The organism is Aquimarina rhodophyticola, assembly GCF_042434915.1.
Lineage (GTDB): Bacteria > Bacteroidota > Bacteroidia > Flavobacteriales > Flavobacteriaceae > Aquimarina.
This window is the reverse complement of sequence record NZ_CP170198.1, coordinates 1,449,146-1,471,018: the sequence shown is the minus strand read 5'-3', so window position 1 is coordinate 1,471,018 and position 21,873 is coordinate 1,449,146. Positions and strand designations below refer to the sequence as shown.

19 protein-coding genes, 1 tRNA gene and 1 other RNA gene are annotated in these 21,873 nt (G+C 33.2%); 13 read left to right on the top strand and 8 right to left on the bottom strand.

Annotation, left to right across the window (positions count from 1 at the left end):
* Nucleotides 1-312: 312 nt before the first annotated feature.
* From ACE939_RS06515 to ACE939_RS06500, 4 genes are all read left to right on the top strand, one after another.
* Nucleotides 313-798, top strand: coding sequence for a histidine phosphatase family protein (locus tag ACE939_RS06515; protein ID WP_378188071.1), 486 nt, complete (start codon nt 313-315; stop codon nt 796-798).
* Entirely contained in the window at nt 798-2,900 is a 2,103-nt protein-coding gene (gene ppk1, locus ACE939_RS06510; RefSeq protein WP_378188070.1) for a polyphosphate kinase 1, read from the top strand. The genes ACE939_RS06515 and ppk1 overlap by 1 nt, the downstream gene beginning before the upstream one ends.
* Nucleotides 2,901-2,905: 5 nt before the next feature.
* Nucleotides 2,906-3,805, top strand: coding sequence for a Ppx/GppA phosphatase family protein (locus ACE939_RS06505; RefSeq protein WP_378188069.1), 900 nt, complete (start codon nt 2,906-2,908; stop codon nt 3,803-3,805).
* Nucleotides 3,806-3,919: 114 nt separating this feature from the next.
* Complete coding sequence (locus ACE939_RS06500) at nt 3,920-4,471, top strand: porin family protein (protein WP_378188067.1); 552 nt, start codon at nt 3,920-3,922, stop codon at nt 4,469-4,471.
* A 39-nt stretch (nt 4,472-4,510) separates the two neighbouring features.
* Here the strand turns inward: ACE939_RS06500 and ACE939_RS06495 are convergent, their stop codons facing one another.
* Entirely contained in the window at nt 4,511-5,092 is a 582-nt protein-coding gene (locus ACE939_RS06495) for a tRNA-(ms[2]io[6]A)-hydroxylase (RefSeq protein ID WP_378188065.1), read from the bottom strand.
* Between the two features lie 90 nt (nt 5,093-5,182).
* Nucleotides 5,183-6,949 carry a DNA polymerase III subunit gamma/tau gene (locus ACE939_RS06490; RefSeq protein WP_378188064.1) on the bottom strand — a complete coding sequence of 589 codons (1,767 nt, stop codon included), beginning with the start codon at nt 6,947-6,949 and terminating at the stop codon, nt 5,183-5,185.
* A 127-nt stretch (nt 6,950-7,076) separates the two neighbouring features.
* Here ACE939_RS06490 and rnpB point away from each other — a divergent pair.
* Both rnpB and bshA read left to right on the top strand, forming a co-directional pair.
* An RNA gene (rnpB, locus tag ACE939_RS06485) (RNase P RNA component class A) lies at nt 7,077-7,453 on the top strand.
* Nucleotides 7,454-7,583: 130 nt separating this feature from the next.
* Nucleotides 7,584-8,726 (top strand): N-acetyl-alpha-D-glucosaminyl L-malate synthase BshA, encoded by a 1,143-nt coding sequence (gene bshA, locus ACE939_RS06480; RefSeq protein ID WP_378188063.1) that lies wholly within the window; start codon nt 7,584-7,586, stop codon nt 8,724-8,726.
* 92 nt (nt 8,727-8,818) lie between these two features.
* Here bshA and ACE939_RS06475 read toward each other — a convergent pair whose 3' ends face one another.
* Nucleotides 8,819-9,307 carry a hypothetical protein gene (locus ACE939_RS06475; protein ID WP_378188062.1) on the bottom strand — a complete coding sequence of 163 codons (489 nt, stop codon included), beginning with the start codon at nt 9,305-9,307 and terminating at the stop codon, nt 8,819-8,821.
* 71 nt (nt 9,308-9,378) lie between these two features.
* Nucleotides 9,379-10,203: a DUF1338 domain-containing protein gene (locus ACE939_RS06470; RefSeq protein ID WP_378188061.1), complete on the bottom strand. Its 825-nt coding sequence runs from the start codon at nt 10,201-10,203 to the stop codon at nt 9,379-9,381.
* Nucleotides 10,204-10,365: 162 nt separating this feature from the next.
* On the opposite strand from ACE939_RS06470, the gene ACE939_RS06465 reads away from it, so the two are divergent.
* From ACE939_RS06465 to aroC, 3 genes are all read left to right on the top strand, one after another.
* A complete protein-coding gene (locus tag ACE939_RS06465) occupies nt 10,366-10,848 on the top strand; it encodes an Lrp/AsnC family transcriptional regulator (RefSeq protein ID WP_378188060.1) in 483 nt (160 codons plus the stop codon).
* Nucleotides 10,841-13,762 (top strand): FAD-binding and (Fe-S)-binding domain-containing protein, encoded by a 2,922-nt coding sequence (locus tag ACE939_RS06460; protein WP_378188058.1) that lies wholly within the window; start codon nt 10,841-10,843, stop codon nt 13,760-13,762. Before ACE939_RS06465 ends, ACE939_RS06460 begins: the two co-directional genes overlap by 8 nt.
* Nucleotides 13,763-14,082: 320 nt before the next feature.
* The gene (gene aroC, locus ACE939_RS06455; RefSeq protein WP_378188056.1) at nt 14,083-15,153 is read left to right on the top strand and encodes a chorismate synthase; all 1,071 of its coding nucleotides are present in this window, start codon (nt 14,083-14,085) and stop codon (nt 15,151-15,153) included.
* A gap of 7 nt (nt 15,154-15,160) precedes the next feature.
* Here aroC and ACE939_RS06450 read toward each other — a convergent pair whose 3' ends face one another.
* Nucleotides 15,161-16,396 carry an ABC transporter permease gene (locus ACE939_RS06450; protein WP_378188055.1) on the bottom strand — a complete coding sequence of 412 codons (1,236 nt, stop codon included), beginning with the start codon at nt 16,394-16,396 and terminating at the stop codon, nt 15,161-15,163.
* Between the two features lie 153 nt (nt 16,397-16,549).
* Between ACE939_RS06450 and hisS the strand changes: the two genes are divergently transcribed.
* Nucleotides 16,550-17,923, top strand: coding sequence for a histidine--tRNA ligase (gene hisS / locus ACE939_RS06445; protein ID WP_378188054.1), 1,374 nt, complete (start codon nt 16,550-16,552; stop codon nt 17,921-17,923).
* Between the two features lie 59 nt (nt 17,924-17,982).
* Entirely contained in the window at nt 17,983-18,483 is a 501-nt protein-coding gene (locus tag ACE939_RS06440; RefSeq protein WP_378188053.1) for a hypothetical protein, read from the top strand.
* A 782-nt stretch (nt 18,484-19,265) separates the two neighbouring features.
* Here ACE939_RS06440 and ACE939_RS06435 read toward each other — a convergent pair.
* A tRNA-Met gene (locus tag ACE939_RS06435) sits at nt 19,266-19,339 on the bottom strand.
* Between the two features lie 152 nt (nt 19,340-19,491).
* Here ACE939_RS06435 and ACE939_RS06430 point away from each other — a divergent pair.
* Nucleotides 19,492-19,884: an START-like domain-containing protein gene (locus ACE939_RS06430; protein WP_378188052.1), complete on the top strand. Its 393-nt coding sequence runs from the start codon at nt 19,492-19,494 to the stop codon at nt 19,882-19,884.
* 60 nt (nt 19,885-19,944) lie between these two features.
* Nucleotides 19,945-20,796, top strand: a complete 852-nt coding sequence (locus tag ACE939_RS06425; protein ID WP_378188051.1) for an aminotransferase class IV — start codon at nt 19,945-19,947, stop codon at nt 20,794-20,796.
* Here the strand turns inward: ACE939_RS06425 and ACE939_RS06420 are convergent.
* Complete coding sequence (locus ACE939_RS06420) at nt 20,793-21,353, bottom strand: YqgE/AlgH family protein (protein WP_378188050.1); 561 nt, start codon at nt 21,351-21,353, stop codon at nt 20,793-20,795. The two genes, ACE939_RS06425 and ACE939_RS06420, sit on opposite strands and share 4 nt — an antisense overlap.
* Nucleotides 21,354-21,478: 125 nt before the next feature.
* Nucleotides 21,479-21,751, bottom strand: a complete 273-nt coding sequence (locus tag ACE939_RS06415) for an HU family DNA-binding protein (protein WP_148782106.1) — start codon at nt 21,749-21,751, stop codon at nt 21,479-21,481.
* Between the last annotated feature and the right edge of the window lie 122 nt (nt 21,752-21,873).

Sequence of the window (21,873 nt, the reverse complement as noted above, 5' to 3'; positions counted from 1 at the left end):
CTAAATTTTTATCTATAACTGAATAAAATTATTGATTCATAGATAGTTGCATGTAAAAATAGATTTTAATTAGTTATTGAATAAGGGTTTTGTTAAATTTTCGATATAAGTGCATATTTTATCGTTTAACGGTTTTACCGTAATAAATATACGTAATTACATTTATTTTATTTCATTTGATGGTCAATTTTTCTTAGTAAACGATAATTTCATTAAAAAATGATTTTTATTCTATATTATTTAGAAGTCTCCTATCGAATTCTTAAACTTGTGTACTCAAAAGATTAAAAATCAAATTAGCTGTGATTATTTATGAAAAAACTTGTTTTTATTAGACATGCTAAGTCATCATGGGAATTTGATGTGATAGACCATCAACGACCTTTAAAAAAACGAGGTATCCAAGATGCTACACTGATCGGTAAATACCTTAAAAACCTTGAATTAACGGTAGATAAGGTTCTTTGTAGTGATGCAAAACGTACACAAATGACAGCGGCTATTATTTTGGAAGCTATGAATTTACATCAAGTAGATTTTGCATTAGATACTAATTTGTATGATTTTACAGGTGAACAGGTAATGGAAACAATAGTATCGACAAAATCTGAAATAAATACACTAATGCTATTTGGTCATAATTACGCTCTTACAAGATTAGCTAATATGTTGGGTAACAAAGTAATTGATAACATTCCAACAGCAGGGGTGGTTGTAATCGATTTCGAAAACACACAATGGAACACTATAAATGTAGGAAAAACCTTACTAACAATTTTTCCTAAAGATTTGCGATAATGCCAAAAAACTATAAGAATAAGTATATAAATAGGGAGTTAAGTTGGTTACAATTTAATGCAAGAGTGTTACAGGAGGCCTCAGATGAAGCTGTTCCTTTACTTGAACGTTTACGATTTATCGGTATTTTTTCTAATAACTTAGATGAGTTTTTTAAAGTTCGCTATGCTACCATTAAACGAATTGATTTGGCAGGTAAAGATGGTAAAAATGTTTTGAAAGGTAGAACCGCAAGTGATCTACTAGAACAAATAACGAAAATTGTTATTAAACAACAATCTGAGAGTTTAAAAATCATCGATGCCATTAAAAGTAAATTGACAGATCATAGTATCTATATTATTAATGAGAAAGAAGTAACTGCCGATCAAGATGCATTTATACGTAATTACTTTATTACAAAAGTAAGTCCCGCACTGGTGACTTATATTTTAAATGATTTGGAAGAATTTCCGCATTTAAAAGATAGTGTAGCGTATCTCGCAGTACGACTTATTTTGAAAAGTACTTCTAGTAATACTATAGTGAGTCGTACATCTGATGTAGATAGACGAGAAAGAATTTATGCTTTGATCGAAATTCCAAAAAATACAGAGCGTTTTGTTGTTTTGCCAGAAACAAACGGTAAAAAGTTTATAATTATGCTCGATGATCTTATTCGATATTGTATGCATATAAACTTTAGTATCTTTGATTATGATACGGCAAAGGCTAATATGATCAAAATTACACGAGATGCTCAACTTGATTTTGACAATGATTTAAGCAAAAGTTTTATAGAAAAAATTTCTAGCAGCGTAAAGTCAAGAAGGGATGGAGAACCTGTACGTTTTGTATATGATAAGCATATAGATCAAAAAACCTTGGATTATTTAATGGATAAGATGGGTATTGATTATACAGATAGCATTATACCTGGTGGTCGGTATCATAACCGAAGGGATTATATGAACTTCCCTGATTTAAAAATCCCAGAACTGGTCTACCAAAATTTGGTACCCTTACCTATTCCTGGTTTGAGTTTACAAGGAAGTTTATTAGATAAAATTGCAGAAAAAGATTTTCTACAATACACCCCGTATCACACTTTTTCGTATACAGTTAAGTTTTTGAGAGAATCAGCCATTGATCCAAAGGTAAAAACCATTAAGATAACCATATATCGACTGGCTTCTATTTCTCACATTGCTAGCTCTTTAATTAATGCTGTAAAGAATGGAAAAACTGTAACCGTACAAATCGAATTACAAGCTAGATTTGATGAAGAAGCTAATATTAGGTATGCAGAGCAAATGCAACGAGAAGGAGTAAAATTAATTTTTGGGGTTCCTGGACTCAAAGTACACTGTAAAACATGTGTTATCGAGCGAGAAGAAGAAGGTAGGTTAAAACGTTATGGTTTTATTAGTACAGGTAATTTTAATGAATCCACAGCAAAAATTTATACTGATTATACACTTTTTACAACCAATGAAGAAATTTTGAAAGAAGTAAATAAGGTATTTAAATTTTTTGAAATCAATTATAAAATAACACGCTATAAACATTTATTGATATCTCCACATTATACACGTTCATCCTTAATACAAATGATTAATGTAGAAATAGCAAATAGTAAAGCTAGAAAACCTAGTGGGATAAAACTTAAACTAAATAGTTTAAGTGATTATGATATGATTGATAAGCTTTATGAAGCGAGTTGTGCTGGTGTCAAGATAGATTTAATTATCAGGGGTATATGTAGTTTAATTCCTGGTATTCCTAATATGAGTGAAAATATCAGAGTGATTAGTGTCATTGATAAATTTTTAGAACACCCACGATTGTATGTTTTTGAGAATGGTGGTGATAAAAAAGTATATATATCGTCTGCCGATTGGATGACGAGAAACTTGGATCGAAGGGTTGAAATATCATGTCCAATTTATGATGAAGATATTAAAAAGGAACTTTTGGAAACCTTTCAAATATGCTGGAATGATAATGTTAAAGCAAGAATATTATCCGAGGATCAGACAAATGAGTATGTTCGTAATGCCAAAACCAAAGTACGATCACAGGTTGCTACCTATGATTATTATGTCGAAAAATTAAGAAATTAAATAGTTTGCTAACAATAGAAAAATATGGAGCTATAGATATAGGTTCCAATGCAATTAGGTTATTAATAAGCAGTGTCCATGAAGAGGATGGCAAAGAAACACGTTTTAAAAAAACGAGTCTTGTTCGTGTACCCATTCGTTTAGGAACAGATGTTTTTATTTCTAAAAAAGTAACCGATGAAAATATCGCCAGAATGATCGATACTATGGAGGCATATAAATTACTAATGCGCACACATAAGGTTGTTCGATATAAAGCTTGTGCTACCTCGGCAATGAGAGAAGCAGAAAATGGTCAAGATATAGTAAACTTAATAGAAGAAAAGACAGGAATATCTATTAGTATCATCGATGGTAATGATGAGGCAGCTATGATTGCCATGACCGATTTACATGAGTTAATAAACAGAGATGAAACGTATCTATACGTCGATGTAGGTGGAGGTAGTACAGAATTTACAGTTTATCATCATGGACAGACTATAACCTCAAAATCTTTTAAATTAGGAACAGTACGTTTATTATACGAGATGGAGTCACCAGCAATATGGGAAGAAGTTCGTATATGGATTAAACAAAATCTCGCGAATTATTCAAGAGTTTATCTTATTGGATCTGGGGGAAACATCAATAATATATTTAAAAATAGCGGTAAAGCTTTAGGTAAACCATTGTCTTATTTATATTTAAGCTCATATTACCAACTTCTTAATTCGTTAACCTATGATGAGCGAATTTGGGAACTCAACCTTAATCAAGATAGAGCAGATGTTATTATCCCTGCAACAAAGATTTATCTATCTGCAATGAAATGGAGTGGGGCTAGAAAGATTTTTGTTCCTAAAATAGGGCTATCAGATGGTATAATTAAGTCTTTATATCAGGATAAATTAAATAATCGTTAATTGTATATTGAGTTCTTTTTATTCTTGTTAATATTGAGAATTATTTAAATTATGAATTATATGTGTACTTTTATATTTAAATAAGTAGACATAGTTATATTAAATTAAAGAATGATGATACATAATAAATTACTTCTTCTGTGCATTGCTATTATATGCATTACTACAGTATCCAATGCTCAAATGAATAGTTACGGTATGCGTTTAGGAGCAAATTATAGCTCGGTTAATGGAGATGATATACCAGAAGAATTTGATGACAGTCGAATAGGTATAGCAGTTGGTTTTTTTGCCGAAATTACGCTGAAGAAAAATTTACTCTTTCAGCCAGAGTTACAATATTCTGCACAGGGCAACAAAGAAGAAGATTTTAGAATTGATTATATACAGGCCCCGATGATATTTAAGTATAATGTTCATCGATTCCTCAATGTACAATTAGGACCACAAGTGGGTCTAAAAATATGGGAGTGGGAAGATAGTAATAATTATAAAACTTTTGATTTTGCAGCTGTAGCAGGTTTGGGAATTACTATTACTAAGAATATTTTCGTAGATCTTAGATATGCTTATGGTTTGTCAAATATTGTTGATGAGGATAATTTTGCATCTATTAACGATGGTAAAAATAGAAATATACAGCTATCTATAGGCTATAAAATTTAACAAAAAACGTATTTATAATAATCATATCAAAGAGGCATACTATCCATGTATTGTCTCTTTTTTACTTAGTGAATGCATGATTTTAGCTTCAAAGGATAACAATTCTTGCCATTTTTGATCAACCTCTGTACGTTCTCCATAAGTTCTGGCAAAATTCAAAAACATTGTATAGTGATTTGCTTCGCTTACCATTAAGCTTCTATAAAATTCAGCTAATTCACTATCTTGTAATTCTTCAGAAAGAAGTTTAAATCGTTCGCAACTTCTAGCTTCAATTAAGGCGGCATAGAGAAGACGATGAACCAATTGAGTAGTTCGACTTCCACCTTTTGGAAAAAATTTCAATAGTTGAAGCACATACTCATCCTTGCGATCTCTTCCCAAAACAAATCCTCTCGCTATGATTTTATCATGAACCATTTTGAAGTGACTAATTTCCTCTTTGACTAATTTGGTCATTTCTTGAACGAGTTCTGTGTATTCGGGAAAACTAACGATCAGAGATATAGCAGTAGAAGCAGCTTTTTGCTCACAATATGCATGATCTGTTAAGATCTCTTCTATGTTTTTTTCGACAATATTAACCCATCGGGGATCGGTTGGTAATTTTAGGCCTAGCATAAAATATGTTTCTTTTATTAATATTTTAGATTACACAGTTCACCACTCTAATTTATTACAAAGGTATAGAAAACAACGGCTTTATAAAACTTAGATATCTAAGTCGAAAGAAGATCTCAATTTATCAATTAATGGATTTTTTTCTCTCAACTTTTCATACTTATCCTGTGGGGTAAACGCATATTTTTTGGATAATTCTTCATTTACATGAATATGCAGTGTAATTTTATAATTACTTAGTTTTTTATATAAGAATTGAAGTAATCCAGCCTGCGCATTTTCCAAGTCAATTTTCATGGATTGATTGGGTAATGTCAGGTGTATTTCATCACCCTTACTTGTAGGCGTATTCATTGCAAACATGGATCCTAAAATGCGTTCGCCTTTAGCATCCTGTAATTTTCCATACGCGGTCCATTGTGATAACATTTCGGTTTCGGTAAACGGATGATAAGGTAAATTTTCAGGGTCTACGACTTTTTCGGCCTTTCTTTCTTGGTGCTCTTTCTTTTTCTTTATACTTGTTAGTGATAGTCCAGATGTTCTTCGCTCTCTGGCAAATTGTATAGTCGGGGTGTCGACTGTTTTTTCATCTGCTTTTGGTGTTATAGCAGTTGATGGATTTGATGTCGCAATTGCTTGAGCTTCTACATCAACTTCAGAACGTTTTGTAACAGAATCATTCTTTGTAGTATCAGTAATTTTAGTGTTTTCAGCACTAATTTTTATAGGATTAATTCCTTTATTACGAAAATACGAAGGTGGAATTATATAGGGTGTATCATTTTTTTTTTCTCCATTCTGACTAAGAATAGAGGCAAGTTGCATAAGGCATAACTCGACGAGCAGTCGTTGATTACGACTTGTTTTATATTTGAGATCACAATCGTTGGCGAGATCAATACCTTTCATTAAAAATTGAGTAGAAACTTTTTGAGATTGTTCATGATATTTTTGTTTGGTTTGATCCCCAACTTCTAGGAGTTGAATAGTTTCTGGTGTTTTGCAGACCAAAAGATCTCTAAAATGTGAGGCTAATCCAGCAATAAAATGGTGCCCATCAAAACCTTGTGCAAGTATTTCGTTAAAAGCCAGTAACACTTTAGGGATATTATTGTTACTAATTAAATCAGTAACTTCAAAATAAGTCTCGTAGTCAAGAACGTTTAAATTTTCGGTAACAGCTTTGCGAGTTAACTCTTTTCCACTAAAACTTACTACACGATCAAAAATTGATAGTGCGTCACGCATGGCACCATCAGCCTTTTGCGCAATGATTTGCAAAGCATCTTCATCTGCTATAATACCTTCACTCTTGGCTACTTCCATTAAATGAAGCTTAGCATCGGTCACAGTGATTCTTTTAAAATCAAATATTTGACAACGTGATAAAATAGTAGGTATTATTTTGTGCTTCTCTGTGGTGGCGAGTATAAAAATTGCATGTTTTGGTGGCTCTTCTAAGGTTTTAAGAAACGCATTAAAAGCAGCTTGCGATAGCATATGTACCTCATCAATAATATATACTTTATATTTTCCAACTTGTGGAGGTATGCGAACTTGTTCAATTAAATTACGGATATCATCTACCGAGTTGTTAGATGCTGCATCGAGCTCAAAAATATTAAAAGCAAAATCTTCATCAGCCTGATCAGAACCGTCCTGATTGATCGTTTTTGCCAAAATACGTGCGCAAGATGTTTTACCAACTCCTCGAGGTCCAGTAAATAATAGAGCTTGTGCAAGATGGTTATGTTCAATAGCGTTAAGTAACGTATTTGTAATCGCTTGTTGCCCTACAACATCCTTAAAGGTTTGCGGGCGATATTTTCTAGCTGATACAATAAACTGTTCCATCGCTACAAAGTTAAAAATTGTATAATCAATTCAAATTTTTATCTTTTGTTTTTGAGTATAATTATGAACAACTTAAATTAAGATCGGTTAAATCTATTTTAATTCTTCAATATAATTACTTTTGCAGAAAGTAGGCCACCTTATCGCTGTGTGCAGAACTTGTTTCTGCTACTGATCTATAGTAACTGTAAAGTTAGATACATTAGTTTTCAAATTAAGTTTGAAGCAAAGAGGAAAGTCCGGACACCGTAGTGCAGCATAGCGGGTAACACCCGTCCATTGTAAGATGAGGACAAGTGCAACAGAAAGTATGTACAGGTAATGCTGTAGTGAAACCAGGTAAACTCTATGCGGTGCAACGCCATGTAAACCAACGCTTAAGGGTTGCACGCCCAATGTTGGAGGGTAGGCGGTTGGATCCAGTAAGTAATTACTGGGCTAGATAAATGATAAGGAATTATGTGTTTACATAATACAGAATCCGGCTTATGGCCTACTTTTTTTATATATTCAAGAAGTACAAATGTTATATTTTATTGTTAGTTTTTTAATAATAAACGACTGTTTACTTCTATAAATAGGATTACTATAAGTTGAAAACACTTATGAGTTATAATTTGAAAAAACAAAATACGTGAAAATAGCTATCGTATGTTACCCAACTTTTGGAGGAAGCGGGGTTGTCGCAACCGAATTAGGAATTGCATTGTCAAAACTCAATCATGAAATACATTTTATTACGTACAAACAACCAGTTCGATTAGAGTTACTGGGTAAAAATGTACATTTTCATGAAGTAACTGTGCCAGAATATCCTTTGTTTCATTATCAACCGTACGAACTCGCATTGTCTAGTAAGTTGGTTGACACTATAAAAAAATATGATATTGAACTTTTGCATGTTCATTATGCAATACCTCATGCGTATGCAGGATATATGGCAAAGGAAATGCTAGAAGAAGAAGGGATTTATGTACCTATGGTTACTACGTTACACGGTACAGATATTACGCTTGTAGGAAATCACCCTTTTTATAAACCAGCAGTAACCTTTAGTATCAATAATAGTGATATAGTTACCTCGGTGTCTCAAAGTTTGAAAGAAGATACGCTAAGGTTATTCAATATAAAGAAAGATATCAAAGTCGTTCCTAATTTTATAGAAGCTAATCATCGCAAAACTAGTTTTACAGATTGTCAACGAGATGTTATGGCCAAACCTCATGAGCGAATTATCACACATATCAGTAATTTTAGAACCGTAAAAAGAATCAGTGATATTGTTGATATATTTTGTACAATTCAACAATCAATTCCATCAAAACTTTTGATGGTTGGGGATGGTCCAGAGCGTTTACCTGCAGAGCAAAAATGTAAGGATTTAGGAATTGAAGACAAAGTTATTTTCTTAGGAAATAGTAATGAAATTGATAAGATCTTATGCTTTTCCGATTTATTTTTGTTACCATCAGAGCGAGAAAGCTTTGGACTGGCGGCGCTAGAAGCTATGGTAAACAAAGTTCCGGTAATCTCTAGTAATGCGGGTGGTATACCAGAGGTTAATTTGGATGGTGTCTCAGGGTATCTTAGCGATGTAGGTGATATAAAAGATATGTCGAAAAAGGCGTTAAGTATACTGCAAAATGATAAAACTCTTGAACAGTTTAAAGAAGGAGCTTTTCAACAAGCAATGAAATTCGATATTTCTAATATTGTTCCTTTATATACCGATTTGTATGAAGAGGCGTTAGCTATGTTTCAAAAGTGTAAACCCTAGCATTGATATAAAAATCAATTCATAAAAAAAGGTTGCTTTAACTGGGATTAAGCAACCTTTGTCTTTATGATCAAATAGAGTAAATAAACTCCTTAAAACTGATAACGAGCACTTAAACCTAAGTTAAAATTAACATCATCATTGTTGTAATTATCAAAATATAGCTCAGGTCTAAAATCTAATGAAATTAATAGAGGAAAATCAAAATTATACTCGATCCCTACAGTTCCTGTTACAAAACCGAAAGAGTCAGTGTCATCTCTTCTAAAATCATTATCGTAATCTACAATACCACCACCAATACCGGGTCCAACATACCAATTAAGACCGCCATCGATTTGAAATACCCATTCGTATAAACCTGTTAGCTTTATAGCATTATAAAAATTCTCTCCTTGTGCGCCCAAGTTAAGCTCTATTCTATTGTCCGAACTTGTAGCTGCTTGGTAAGAAGCTTCAGCCCAAAAGCCATTACTATCACTTAAGCGTAAACCAAGTGCGTGTTTAGAAATTTGTTGAGATTGGACAGTTGTTAATCCTCCTAGAATTAATGCAAAGATTAATAAAATTTTTTTCATCATTATTTTAATTTTTAATATTCAAATATAACGTCACAAATCGGGTTTTAGTAAGCAAATACGATAAGTTTTTGTTAATTTGTTTGTTGCTTATTTTGTAAATTCATGTCTGTACTCTCAAATATTTTATCTGCAGAATTTGCAATAAAGCCAGTAAATAAAGAACCATCTTTTTGAGCGTAACGATAGGCAAATTCATAGTAACAGGATGTAATGGTAAAGGAGCCTTCGATAAATTGTGTAGGAATAGTATCGGCAAGTATACTTGATTGTTCTAAAAATTGCTCGGCACTGCCTTTGATTTCTCCACCAGAGGTGTTCATTTTAAAATGATGGCTTTTTAAAAATTTATTAACCGAGGATAAGGATTTAAAAGTATCTAGCTTGTTAACATCAACTGTAAAGTGATTCGAACAGAAGCCATTGACATACATCCATGCAGCATACTCAGATTCTGTTTGCAATTCTGTGTAAATACTATACGAAGGCTTATCCCAGACTCTACCTTTAAGAATGAGCTCTGTGTCATTAAAAAGAGAGGAGTCTACAGTATCCAAGATATTTTTTATATTTTGTCTTAACGTATTTGAAAATTCACTGAGTAATAATTGACTGATAAAAATCTTAGGAGCATTCGTATCGTCTGGATGTTCGAAGTGTTTTGCATACAATTTTTTTGCTTTAAAATGGTACTCACCTTTTTCAACATAACCCATTGCTATAAAAGGTTTAGCAATAATCGATATATCAGTTCTCGGATCATCAAAGGTTCTAATAGCAATATGATCATTATACACCGTATTTCCTTCGTTTTGTAACAAAGTTTTTACTTTTAAAGCCGAAGGCGTTTTCTCGCAATACGCGTTCCAAAGCTTTTCAAAAAATGAGGCAGTATTCATAGTTTTATATTTTTTGTTTCTTACAAATTTATTAGTTTTGGTTTTTCAAAATATTAAAAAACACCCAATTAATTGTTTATATTTAGTTTTTATGTCAATTTGATAGCATTTAATCTTTAGAAGCTTGATTTTGACTAAAGCACACTATCGTTAAATAAGCGTATGAATCATTTTGATTATATCGACCAGCAGATTTTATTGCAAATTAGAAAAGATGCTCGTAAGCCTTTTTCTCAAATAGCTGAAGAGTTAAAAATTTCAAATTCTTTAGTACATCAACGTATCAAAAAACTAAAACTGCAAGGAGTTATTAATAATGCAGAATTTATAGTAAATGAAAAACAAATTGGTTATAAAACCAAATCCTATGTCGGTATACGTTTAAGAGAAGCGAGATATGCCGAAGAAGTTGTTCAAGGATTAGAAAAAATTAAAGAAATTGTTGAGTGCAATTATGTGTCGGGATATTATGCTATATTTATTCTTATTTATGCTTTGGATAATCAACATCTACGAAAAATTCTTTATGAAGAGGTGCATAAAATTGATGGTGTAGCTGGAACGGATAGTTTTATTTGTTTTGATACCAATTTTAAAAAGCCTATCTCACTAGACGCTATAGTTAGTAAACATACGTATGATTGATATACAATTACTTGAAATACTAAAATCTAACCTACAGGGTGATTTTAAATTTGATAAGCTTTCAAGAGCATTATATGCTACAGATGCTTCTGTGTATAGAAAACTTCCTCTTGGTGTGGCCTTTCCCAAACATAAAAAGGACTTACAAACATTACTAGCTTTTGCACGAAAATATTCTGTAGGGCTAATTCCAAGGACAGCAGGTACTTCTTTGGCAGGACAATGTGTAGGGGATGGTATTATTGTCGATGTGTCCAAACACTTTACTTCTATAATCTCATTGGATAAAAAAAATAAAAGGATTACAGTAGAACCTGGTGTGATACGCGATGATCTTAATCGTTATCTTAAGCCTTTTGGACTGTTTTTTGGTCCCAATACATCTACATCAAATCGATGTATGATAGGAGGTATGGTTGGTAATAATAGTAGCGGAACTACTTCAATTCAATACGGTGTTACACGAGATAAGGTTGTGGCTCTTACTACCTTATTAACTGATGGTTCTGAAGTTCATTTTTCAGAATTGAGTACTACTGCTTTTGCCAATAAAATAAAGTTGCAAACGTTAGAAGGTTCTGTATATCGTACACTTTATGAGGAATTAATACCCCAAGATGTGCAGCAGCGTATTAAAAACTTATTCCCTAAGCCCGAAATTCATCGTCGTAATACTGGATATGCAATCGACGATTTGTTAGCTGCAAACATTTTTTCTGGTGATGAAACTCCTTTTAATATGAGCACCTTATTAACTGGTAGTGAAGGAACGTTAGCATTCACAACATCAATAACGTTGCAGCTGGATCCCTTACCGCCTAGTGAAGGTCTTATGATTGCAGCACATTTTAATAGTATTGAAAGCTGTTTGCAAGCTGTAGTTCCTATAATGAAACACACCTTGTATACGTGTGAAATGATGGACAAGACGATTCTTGACTGTACCAAAAATAATATTGAGCAGCTCAAAAATCGATTCTTTATACAAGATGATCCTCAAGCCATATTAATGATTGAGATCAGAGAAGATTCACAAAAAGCGTTAGAAGAAAAGAAGGAAGCCGTTCTTACAACTCTAGCGTTAGAAACTCAAGATTATGCACATCCTATACTTATCGGCAGGCAGATCGAACAAGCCTTGGAACTACGCAAAGCTGGTCTTGGTTTATTGGGTAATATTGTAGGGGATAAAAAGGCTGTCGCTTGCATAGAAGATACTGCTGTTGCCATTACTGATCTCGCAGCGTATATTTCAGAGTTTACAGAGCTGATGAAAGCATACGAACAAAAAGCCGTGTATTATGCGCATGCTGGTGCTGGAGAGTTACATTTACGACCAATTCTGGATCTAAAAAAGGGAACTGATGTGGTGTTATTTAAGAAAATTACAGACGATGTGGCTACGTTAGTTAAAAAGTACAAAGGCTCTATGAGCGGTGAGCACGGGGATGGTATAGTTCGGGCTGGATATATTCCTTTTATGATCGGGGATGAGAACTATGCATTGCTAAAACGTATCAAGAATGCTTTTGATCCTCAAAATATTTTAAACCCGGGAAAGATTGTTGATGCGTATCCAATGGATCAAAATTTCAGATACGAAGTTAATCGAGAAGAACCAGAGATTGAGACATTTATGGATTTTTCTGATTCTCAAGGAATTTTACGTGCTGCTGAAAAGTGTAATGGTAGTGGTGATTGCCGTAAATCTGTAGAGGCTGGTGGTACTATGTGTCCTAGTTATCGTGCTACAAAAAATGAAAAAGATACTACTAGAGGAAGAGCGAATGCATTACGAGAATTTTTAACCAACTCTGATACAGTTAATAAGTTTGATCATAACGAGCTAAAAGAAGTTTTCGATTTATGTATAAGTTGTAAAGGTTGCGCCAGTGAATGTCCTTCAAACGTAGATGTAGGATCTCTAAAAGCCGAATTTGAATATCAATATCAAAAAATAAATGGTAGTTCCTGGCGAACTAAACTTTTTGCGTATTCAAATAGATTGAACACTCTAGGTAGTATAAGCGCTGGTTTTACAAATTTTATGTTTACTAATTCGATAACCTCTACAGCAATAAAGTCTATACTTGGTATAGCAAAAATGCGTAGAATTCCAATTTTAAGTAAGCAATCTCTGCGCCATTGGTGTAAACAACATTTAGAAAAGTATCAACCATCTAAACCTATTAAAACAGTATATTTATTTATTGATGAGTTTACAAATCACTTAGATACTGCTATAGGTATTGATGCCATATACCTCCTTACAAAATTAGGCTATAAAGTAAGTGTTGTAGACCATAAAGAGAGTGGCCGTACTTTTATTTCTAAAGGTTTTTTAGAGCAAGCAAAGAAGGTAGCAGATCATAATGTCAAAATTTTTCAATCTATAATCTCAGCAGAGAGCCCATTGTTAGGAATAGAACCCTCAGCAATACTAACTTTTAGAGACGAGTATGTACGTTTGGTAGATAACAAAGATGCAGCACAAACTATTGCCAAAAATAGTTTTTTGATCGATGAATTTTTATCCAGTGAGATTGAAAAAGGAAATATTAGAGCTGATCAATTTACACAAAAACCACGAACTATAAAAGTGCATGGTCATTGTCATCAAAAAGCATTATCAACCGTTACCACTACTTTTAAGGTACTCAACTTACCCGTAAATTATAACGTCACTATTATACCTTCGGGTTGTTGTGGTATGGCTGGCTCGTTTGGCTATGAAAAGGAACATTATGATATAAGTATGAAGATTGGTGAGCAAACTTTATTCCCTGCTGTACGAAAAGCATCAAAGAACACCATTATTGTAGCTTTGGGAACGAGTTGCCGCCATCAAATTCTTGATGGAACACAGCGTCATGCGGTTCATCCTGTTACGGTTCTTAAAGAAGCTCTGGTTTAATCTTATTATAATTTTTATATCAAATAAAGGGTCTAAGATCCTTTATACTCTTTACAGAAATATGAATAAGGTATTTAGGAAAGACTATAGAGGAGCTAGGGGTATTGCAGATATTTCTTTAACGAAGATAGGTATCGCATAAAAAAATATCATGATGTATGTAATTTAATTGTCATTATTTTTTTGGTTGTATAGAATTGTTGATTTTAAGTTCAAATAAGTAAGGCTCAAACTAGGCAGAGCTGGATCATCATATTTTGCTTTAAAATTATAGTCGCTTTTTAAGATTACTTGCTACATTTGTTGCAAACTATTATACGATGGCAGGTAATACATATGGAAATGTTTTTAAAGTCACAACCTTTGGCGAATCACATGGAGCTGCAATAGGGGGGATAATTGATGGTTGCCCAGCTGGTCTTATCCTGAACTTGGAGGCTATTCAGAATGAGTTAAACCGAAGAAAACCAGGTCAGTCGGCTATTGTAACACAACGTAAAGAACCCGATACGGTCGAATTTTATTCGGGTATTTTTGAAGGTACCACCACGGGTACTCCTATTGGTTTTATAATCAAGAATGCTAATCAAAAATCTAAGGATTATTCTCATATCCAAGATGCTTTTAGACCTTCACATGCAGATTATACCTATACACAAAAATATGGTGTTCGTGATTATCGTGGCGGTGGTAGATCCTCTGCAAGGGAGACTGCAAGTAGAGTAGTGGCAGGAGCAATCGCCAAACAAGTACTCCATAATATTACCTTTAATGCTTATGTAAGCGCTGTAGGGCCATTAAATGTAACAAAATCTTATGACCAATTAGATTTAGCGTTCACAGAAAAAAATGATGTACGTTGTCCCGATCCAGAAATGGCAAAGGAAATGGAAATTTTTATTAAACAAATTAGAAAAGAGGGTGATACCGTTGGTGGGGTAGTTAGCTGTGTGATATCTGGAGTGCCAGTAGGATTAGGAGAACCGGTTTTTGATAAGCTACACGCCGAGCTAGGTAAAGCAATGTTGTCAATTAATGCGGTCAAAGGATTCGAATACGGAAGTGGCTTTAAAGGAGCTCAATTAAAAGGTAGCGAACATAACGATCTATTTAACACCGACGGAACTACAAAAACAAACTTATCTGGAGGAATCCAAGGAGGAATTTCCAACGGAATGGATATCTATTTCAATGTTGCTTTTAAACCTGTAGCAACCATTATGCGAAATCAGGAAACAATAAATACTCAAGGTGAAGCAGTTACAATGCAGGGTAAGGGACGTCATGATCCATGTGTAGTACCAAGAGCTGTACCCATTGTTGAAGCCATGGCTGCATTAGTACTTGTAGACTTTTATTTACTTAATAAAATAAGCAAACATGATGGATAAAGACTGCTTATTCGTAGCGTAAAGATTCGATAGGGTCTTGCTTTGCTGCTTTTAAAGCAGGGTATAACCCAGAAAGTACAGCGATTAAGAATGAAATTGTTGTAGCCGAAATGATAGCAAGCCAAGGGGTACCAAATTGAAAATCTGCAGCGATTGAAATACCACCACCGATTAAAACCCCAAATAGAATACCTATAAATCCACCTATCTGACCTATAATTATAGTTTCCATAAAAAATTGAGTGGCAATGGTGTTCTTTTTAGCACCCAAGGCTTTGCGAACACCTATCTCACGAGTTCGTTCGGTTACAGAAACTAACATGATATTCATAAGAGCAATCGAAGATCCAAAGATGGTAATAATACTAATAATCCATGCGGCGATATATAAATAGGTAGTAATATCGGCAATACGATTAAGAAGATCATCACTGCGTTCTATGCCAAAATTGTTTTCTTCGATAGGATTGAGCCGTCTGATCTGTCTAAATGTAAGTATGGCTGCATCTTGCGCACCTTCCATATACTGTTTGTCATCCACTTTTACACTAATAGTATAATCTATATTGGCAAGTGTAAAAATTGATCGTGCTAGTTGTAAAGGTATCAAGACTCGTAAATCCTGATTATTTCTAAAAGTAGCCCCTTTGCTCTCTAATACCCCGATCACCTTAAATTTAACACCTCGTATACTTATTGTTTTTTGTATAGCACTTTCATTTTTAAATAGATTTTTTTTAAAATCAGAACCAATTACGCAGACTCTACTATTATTTTGAATATCAAACGAATTAAAATTTCGTCCGATTTCCAGCGAAGTGCCTGTGTTTTCCAAATAGTTTTCATTAACCCCCAATACTTGTACTTCGGGATCGGTTTTTTGATTATCATAGGTTACCTCGGCAGTTCGAGTACCAATAAAAGAAATTGATGTTTGAGAAAAAGGATACTCATACCTGTCATTAAATTCACGAACATTTTTATAATCAATAATTGGATTGATTTTTTCTCGTTGTCCATTATTAACAGTTTTAAACTCGTAACGTTGGATGGTAAAGGTATTAGCACCCATAGATGCAAAGTCTCCAGAAATAGTGTTTTCTAGTGCTCCAACCAAGGTAAGAATACCTACCAATGCTGTGATACCTATGGCAATAATTAAAATAGTCAAAATCGTACGTAAAACCTGACCTTTAATCGAATCAATAGCAATGCGAATATTTTCTCTAAAAAGTGAAAACATAGTAAAAGAAGATGTTTAGTTACTACATAAGACTATAAATGTACTTTAAAGTTACTATAAAATAGATTTTTCTGTAATAAAGCTGAAGTCTTTCTTTAAAGCATACAGTATTTTTATTAGGTTTTTCAGATATTTGCAGCCATAAATTAGATCATGGCACAAAAACCATCCATACCAAAAGGAACAAGAGATTTTTCACCTATAGAGGTTGAAAAACGAAATTATATCATATCAATTATAAAAGAGCAGTTTAAGTTATTTGGTTTTCAGCCTATTGAGACACCAAGCTTTGAAAACAGTGATACCTTGATGGGTAAGTATGGCGAAGAAGGAGATCGTTTAATTTTCAAAATACTTAATAGTGGAGACTTTCTATCTAAGGTTGAGGATACTCTGTATACCGCAAAGGATAGTGTAAAACTTACTTCCAAAATAAGTGAAAAAGCATTGCGATATGATCTAACAGTACCATTTGCTCGGTATGTAGTACAACATCAAAATGATATTGATTTTCCTTTCAAACGATTTCAAATACAACCTGTGTGGAGAGCAGATCGTCCGCAAAAAGGTAGGTTTAGAGAGTTTCACCAATGCGATGCAGATGTAGTAGGTAGTAATTCACTCCTGCAAGAAGTCGAATTTATTAAACTGTATGATCAAGTTTTTTCTAAATTGGGATTAAACGGAGTAACAATTAAAATGAATAACCGAAAAATTCTATCAGGAATTGCTGAGGTTATAGGCGCAAGCGATAAGCTGATAGATTTTACTGTTGCACTAGATAAACTAGATAAAATTGGTGAAGATGGTGTAAAGAAAGAGATGCTGAATAAGGGAATTGCCGAAGAAGCCATTCAAAAGGTTCAGCCACTTTTCAACTTTAGAGGATCAACTAACGAAAAAATTGCGCAACTTAAAATACTTTTACAAAACTCTGAAGAAGGAAGTACAGGGGTTAAAGAATTAGAATACATTGCATCATTTATTGATAAGATGCCTTTAACCACCGCAAGTCTCGCACTGGATGTCACTTTAGCTCGAGGACTTAACTATTATACAGGAGCTATTTTTGAAGTTGCTGCCCCTCAAGACGTAAAAATGGGTTCTATTGGTGGCGGAGGTCGATATGATGATCTTACCGGCATATTTGGTTTAAAAAATATTAGTGGAGTAGGTGTATCCTTTGGTTTGGATCGTATTTATTTGGTACTTCAAGAACTCAACTTATTCCCCGAGACAGTTACGGTCTCCTCAAAAGCTTTATTTATTAATTTTGGGGATAAAGAATCGTTATATGCATTACAAACCATTGAACGTTTGAGAGCATCAGGCGTAGTTGTAGAATTATATCCGGATAATGCCAAAATGAAAAAGCAAATGGGTTATGCAGATAAGCGTTCGATTCCATTTGTTATTCTTGCAGGGGATAAGGAGATTGAAAATGAAAACTTTACAGTTAAAAACATGAAAACTGGCACCCAAGAGACGTTAAATTTTTCTGAGCTATGTACAATATTACAGCGATAAAGGTGTTACATTGCTAGAAATATTTAATTTTATTAAATTATTACCAAACTTTAAAAATTATGAGAAACTTTTTGAAAATCACATTTTTTGTACTTGCAACTGCTACTATTGTATCTTGTAAAAAAGATCCAAAATCAGATTCTACAGAGTTACAGGAACAGATGGTGGACACATTACCTGTTGTCGAAGAACCTGTAGTTGTCGAAAAGCCAGTGGTTAAAAAGAAGAAAGTGGTCAAGAAACAAAAGACCAAAGAAGAAATTCAGGCAGAATCTATTAAGAAATTGACTATCGAAATGAAGTCAAAAGGATTACCTACTTTTAAGGAGTCACCAGCCATGATCTACATTAAACGATATGAGAAGTATGTAGCTGACTACAAAAGAGCGGTTGAAGCAAATGATATGGATTCTTTTTTAAAGTTGAGCGATGCTAGTAGTGCATTATCAAGAGAGTATAGGTCTTTACTCAACTCTTTGGAAGGAGAAGATGTAGAAAAAATGAGTAAGTACATGCAAGCAAAATCAAAACAAATTGATGCGCTTTCGGCAAAAATGTAATAATTATATCACGTGACACCGCAAAATGGTGTTACAAAATAAAAAGGTAGTGATAGTGAATCACTACCTTTTTAATTTTTATATTGTTTGGGTTGAAGTTTGCTTAGTTATTCTATATAATCAGATAAATGCTGTTCAAATTCATTGTATACTTCAATAGCATTTTGATTAAACATTGCTATGAAATTAGTTCCAATTTATATTTATAAATTATTGTTTTAAAATACGGTTTATCCTTTGAGAAGCTGCATTTTCATAAGGGTCATATTTTTGAGTACTACTTAATTTTATATTTTTCATATCAAGGATTTTAGATAAACGATTGAACGGTATTGAAATCTATTATATGATTGATATATCAAAGTATTTATTTGTATTTTTCATTATTAGTATAAAAATTAAAACTTTGAGAGTAATGCTGACTATTAAGATGTTATAATATTGTATTATTTTTTATTAAAAGGTTGGTGTTATTGATAACCGTTTAATAAGAAGAGTTTGGTTTTAAATATAAGTACTACCAATTACTCTTTATCTATATTGTTATAGTCTTTCATAATTAGGTAGTTTTGCTTAAACACATTTTAATCTTATAAGGAGTTTATAATCTTGAGACGTGTTATTTTCTAAAATACTATAAATTACGATTTGAGATTTTAAGATGTCATATTGGATTTTATAAATAATAAAATTTGAAGAGAGGTCATTTCTAGATAAGTATTTAGACCTAATTATAACAAAAAAAATCGGATACTGGTATCCGATTTTTTTTACTTTACCAGTAGCGAGAGGGGGGCACGATCCCCCGACCTCCGGGTTATGAATCCGACGCTCTAACCAACTGAGCTACCTCGCCAAAATTAAACATTTGAGTAATGCCCCAATTGCGGGTGCAAATATATAAACAAATTAGATTGCTGCAAATAAAATTTGAGTTTTAATTTTTTTTTCATTGTCCTTTTAAAGTCCGTAATTAATCTATATATTGGCTTGCTAACAAATATTAGAATGTCAGAAAAAATAAAATACGAACTCGAATTTGTGGTTCAGTCTTCTCCACAATTACTATATCAATATATATCAACACCTTCTGGATTGTCCGAGTGGTTTGCAGACAATGTAAACTCAAGGGGAGAATCTTTTACTTTTATTTGGGATGATTCTGAAGAAGAGGCTAAATTACTTAGTAAAAAAAGTGGTGAACGTATTAAGTTTAGATGGATCGCAGACGAAGAGGAGGGAGATGATTATTTTTTTGAAATTAGGATTCAAGTTGACGAAATTACTAAGGACGTTTCATTGATGATTACCGATTTTTCTGAAGAAGATGAAATTGAAGAAAGTAAAATGCTTTGGGATAATATGATTAGTAATCTAAAACAGGTCTTGGGATCCGCATAAATACTAGAAGAATATCTTATATTTGCCCTTTTTAAATAATTTTTGAAAAGGGCTTTTTTTATGATTAATTGTAACGGAGTTCACGTTAGGGAGGATCAAGCAGTATTGTCGATTGACAATAGAGGATATACATACGGGGATGCTATTTTTGAAACCGTGCGAATTAATCAAGGCGTACTTTTGTTTTGGGAAGATCATTATTTTAGAATGATGTCTGCTATGCGAATAGTACGTATGCAAATCCCAATGAATTTCACACAAGAATTTTTAGAGCAAGAAATAAAATCCTTGTTAGAGGTTAATAATTTAGAAAGCAAGGTTGTTAGAGCTAAAATTATTGTTAACCGTGTTGCAGGAGGCTTGTATACTCCAGACTCTAGGGAGATTGATTATACTATTACGGTTAAACCAATAGATACCCTACCATTCTATACGCTCAACGAGAATAAGTATGAAGTGACTTTGTTCAAAGACTACTATGTTGCCAATGATTTATTATCCACTCTTAAATCGACCAGTAAATTACCGAATATATTAGGTAGTATCTTTGCTCAGGAAAATGGGTTTGATAATTGCATTTTATTAAATACTAATAAAATGGCTCTTGAAACTACAAATGGTAATTTGTTCTTGGTTAAAGGTTCTAAAATAAAAACACCTCCGTTATCAGATGGATGTTTACAGGGAGTGTTACGAACACAATTACTTAGAATATTGGAAAAATTACCTGATTATGAAATAGAAGAAGGCTCTATTTCGCCTTTTGAGCTACAAAAGGCGGATGAACTGTTCTTTACCAATGTGATAATAGGCTTGCAACCAATAACAAAATTTAAGAAGAAGATTTATACTTCTGCAGTAAGCAAACGACTTTTAGGAATATTAAATGCACAACTTAAATTAGGTAATTAATTGTATGCGGGATTTTCGGGAGCATTTGACCATAACAAATAATCTCCGCCAAGCTCTATCATCTTTTCTTTCCAGAACGTGTCATAAGCTTTACTAATGATATTTTTCTCATAGGTGTTTTTTACAATAACCCATGAACTAGCTTTTAATTCTTCGTCTAATTGCTCAGAACCCCATCCCGAATATCCTAAAAAAAAGCGAATCTCATTAGGAGTAATTTTTTGCTGTAGGATTAACTCTGGCACGCTACTAAAATCTCCTCCCCAGTAAATACCACTCGATATTTCTACACTATTAGGTATTAATTCTGGAACTTTATGAATAAAATACAAATTATCCTGCTCAACAGGACCACCGTTATAAATAGTAAAATCCTTTTCGATCTCAGGAACGAGATCAGAAAGAAAGTAATCTAATGGTTTGTTCATAATAAAACCAATAGAACCTTGATCATTGTGATCTGCTAATAATACTACAGACCTATTAAAAGACAAATCACCTATAATAGAAGGTTCGGCAATGAGTAAATGTCCTTTTGCAGGTTGAAGTGATATCATTATTAATTTTGTTTAACTAAAGCTAAATAATTATTTTAAATAATCAAAGTAGTTAATTGATTATTGTTATGGGTAAAAAAAAAGCTCTCATTTTTGAGAGCTTTTAATATAGAAAACTAAATATCTTAGTTAACTGAATTTTGCAAATCTGCACCAGCTTTAAACTTCACAACGTTTTTAGCAGCGATTTTGATGGTTTTACCAGTCTGAGGGTTTCTACCTTCTCTTGCAGCTCTTTTAGAAACTGACCAAGAACCAAATCCTACCAATGAAACACGATTCCCTTTTTTAAGAGATCCTTCTACATTACCTAAGAAAGACTCTAGAGCTTTTTTTGCTGCTGCTTTAGTTATTCCAGCATCAGCTGCCATTGCATCGATTAATTCTGTTTTGTTCATAATTCTGTTTTTAAATTAATTGTCGGTTAAACCAATTTTATGTTAAACGCTTTACAAATTTATACGGATTTATGATTCATGCAAGGATTAGCCCAGTAAATACGGGCTTTTGTTAATAACTA

What these genes read in the sequence shown, in the direction of transcription:
- ACE939_RS06475 (WP_378188062.1), bottom strand. Translation starts at nt 9,307, where the DNA reads ATGATGAAAAAAATTTTATTAATCTTTGCATTAATTCTAGGAGGATTA.
- ACE939_RS06440 (WP_378188053.1), top strand. Translation starts at nt 17,983, where the DNA reads ATGAGAAACTTTTTGAAAATCACATTTTTTGTACTTGCAACTGCTACT.
- ACE939_RS06500 (WP_378188067.1), top strand. Translation starts at nt 3,920, where the DNA reads ATGATACATAATAAATTACTTCTTCTGTGCATTGCTATTATATGCATT.
- ACE939_RS06495 (WP_378188065.1), bottom strand. Translation starts at nt 5,092, where the DNA reads ATGCTAGGCCTAAAATTACCAACCGATCCCCGATGGGTTAATATTGTC.
- ACE939_RS06460 (WP_378188058.1), top strand. Translation starts at nt 10,841, where the DNA reads ATGATTGATATACAATTACTTGAAATACTAAAATCTAACCTACAGGGT.
- ACE939_RS06430 (WP_378188052.1), top strand. Translation starts at nt 19,492, where the DNA reads ATGTCAGAAAAAATAAAATACGAACTCGAATTTGTGGTTCAGTCTTCT.
- ACE939_RS06415 (WP_148782106.1), bottom strand. Translation starts at nt 21,751, where the DNA reads ATGAACAAAACAGAATTAATCGATGCAATGGCAGCTGATGCTGGAATA.
- ACE939_RS06420 (WP_378188050.1), bottom strand. Translation starts at nt 21,353, where the DNA reads ATGATATCACTTCAACCTGCAAAAGGACATTTACTCATTGCCGAACCT.
- ACE939_RS06490 (WP_378188064.1), bottom strand. Translation starts at nt 6,949, where the DNA reads ATGGAACAGTTTATTGTATCAGCTAGAAAATATCGCCCGCAAACCTTT.
- ACE939_RS06515 (WP_378188071.1), top strand. Translation starts at nt 313, where the DNA reads ATGAAAAAACTTGTTTTTATTAGACATGCTAAGTCATCATGGGAATTT.
- ACE939_RS06470 (WP_378188061.1), bottom strand. Translation starts at nt 10,203, where the DNA reads ATGAATACTGCCTCATTTTTTGAAAAGCTTTGGAACGCGTATTGCGAG.
- ACE939_RS06465 (WP_378188060.1), top strand. Translation starts at nt 10,366, where the DNA reads ATGAATCATTTTGATTATATCGACCAGCAGATTTTATTGCAAATTAGA.
- ACE939_RS06425 (WP_378188051.1), top strand. Translation starts at nt 19,945, where the DNA reads ATGATTAATTGTAACGGAGTTCACGTTAGGGAGGATCAAGCAGTATTG.
- ACE939_RS06450 (WP_378188055.1), bottom strand. Translation starts at nt 16,396, where the DNA reads ATGTTTTCACTTTTTAGAGAAAATATTCGCATTGCTATTGATTCGATT.
- ppk1 (WP_378188070.1), top strand. Translation starts at nt 798, where the DNA reads ATGCCAAAAAACTATAAGAATAAGTATATAAATAGGGAGTTAAGTTGG.
- aroC (WP_378188056.1), top strand. Translation starts at nt 14,083, where the DNA reads ATGGCAGGTAATACATATGGAAATGTTTTTAAAGTCACAACCTTTGGC.
- hisS (WP_378188054.1), top strand. Translation starts at nt 16,550, where the DNA reads ATGGCACAAAAACCATCCATACCAAAAGGAACAAGAGATTTTTCACCT.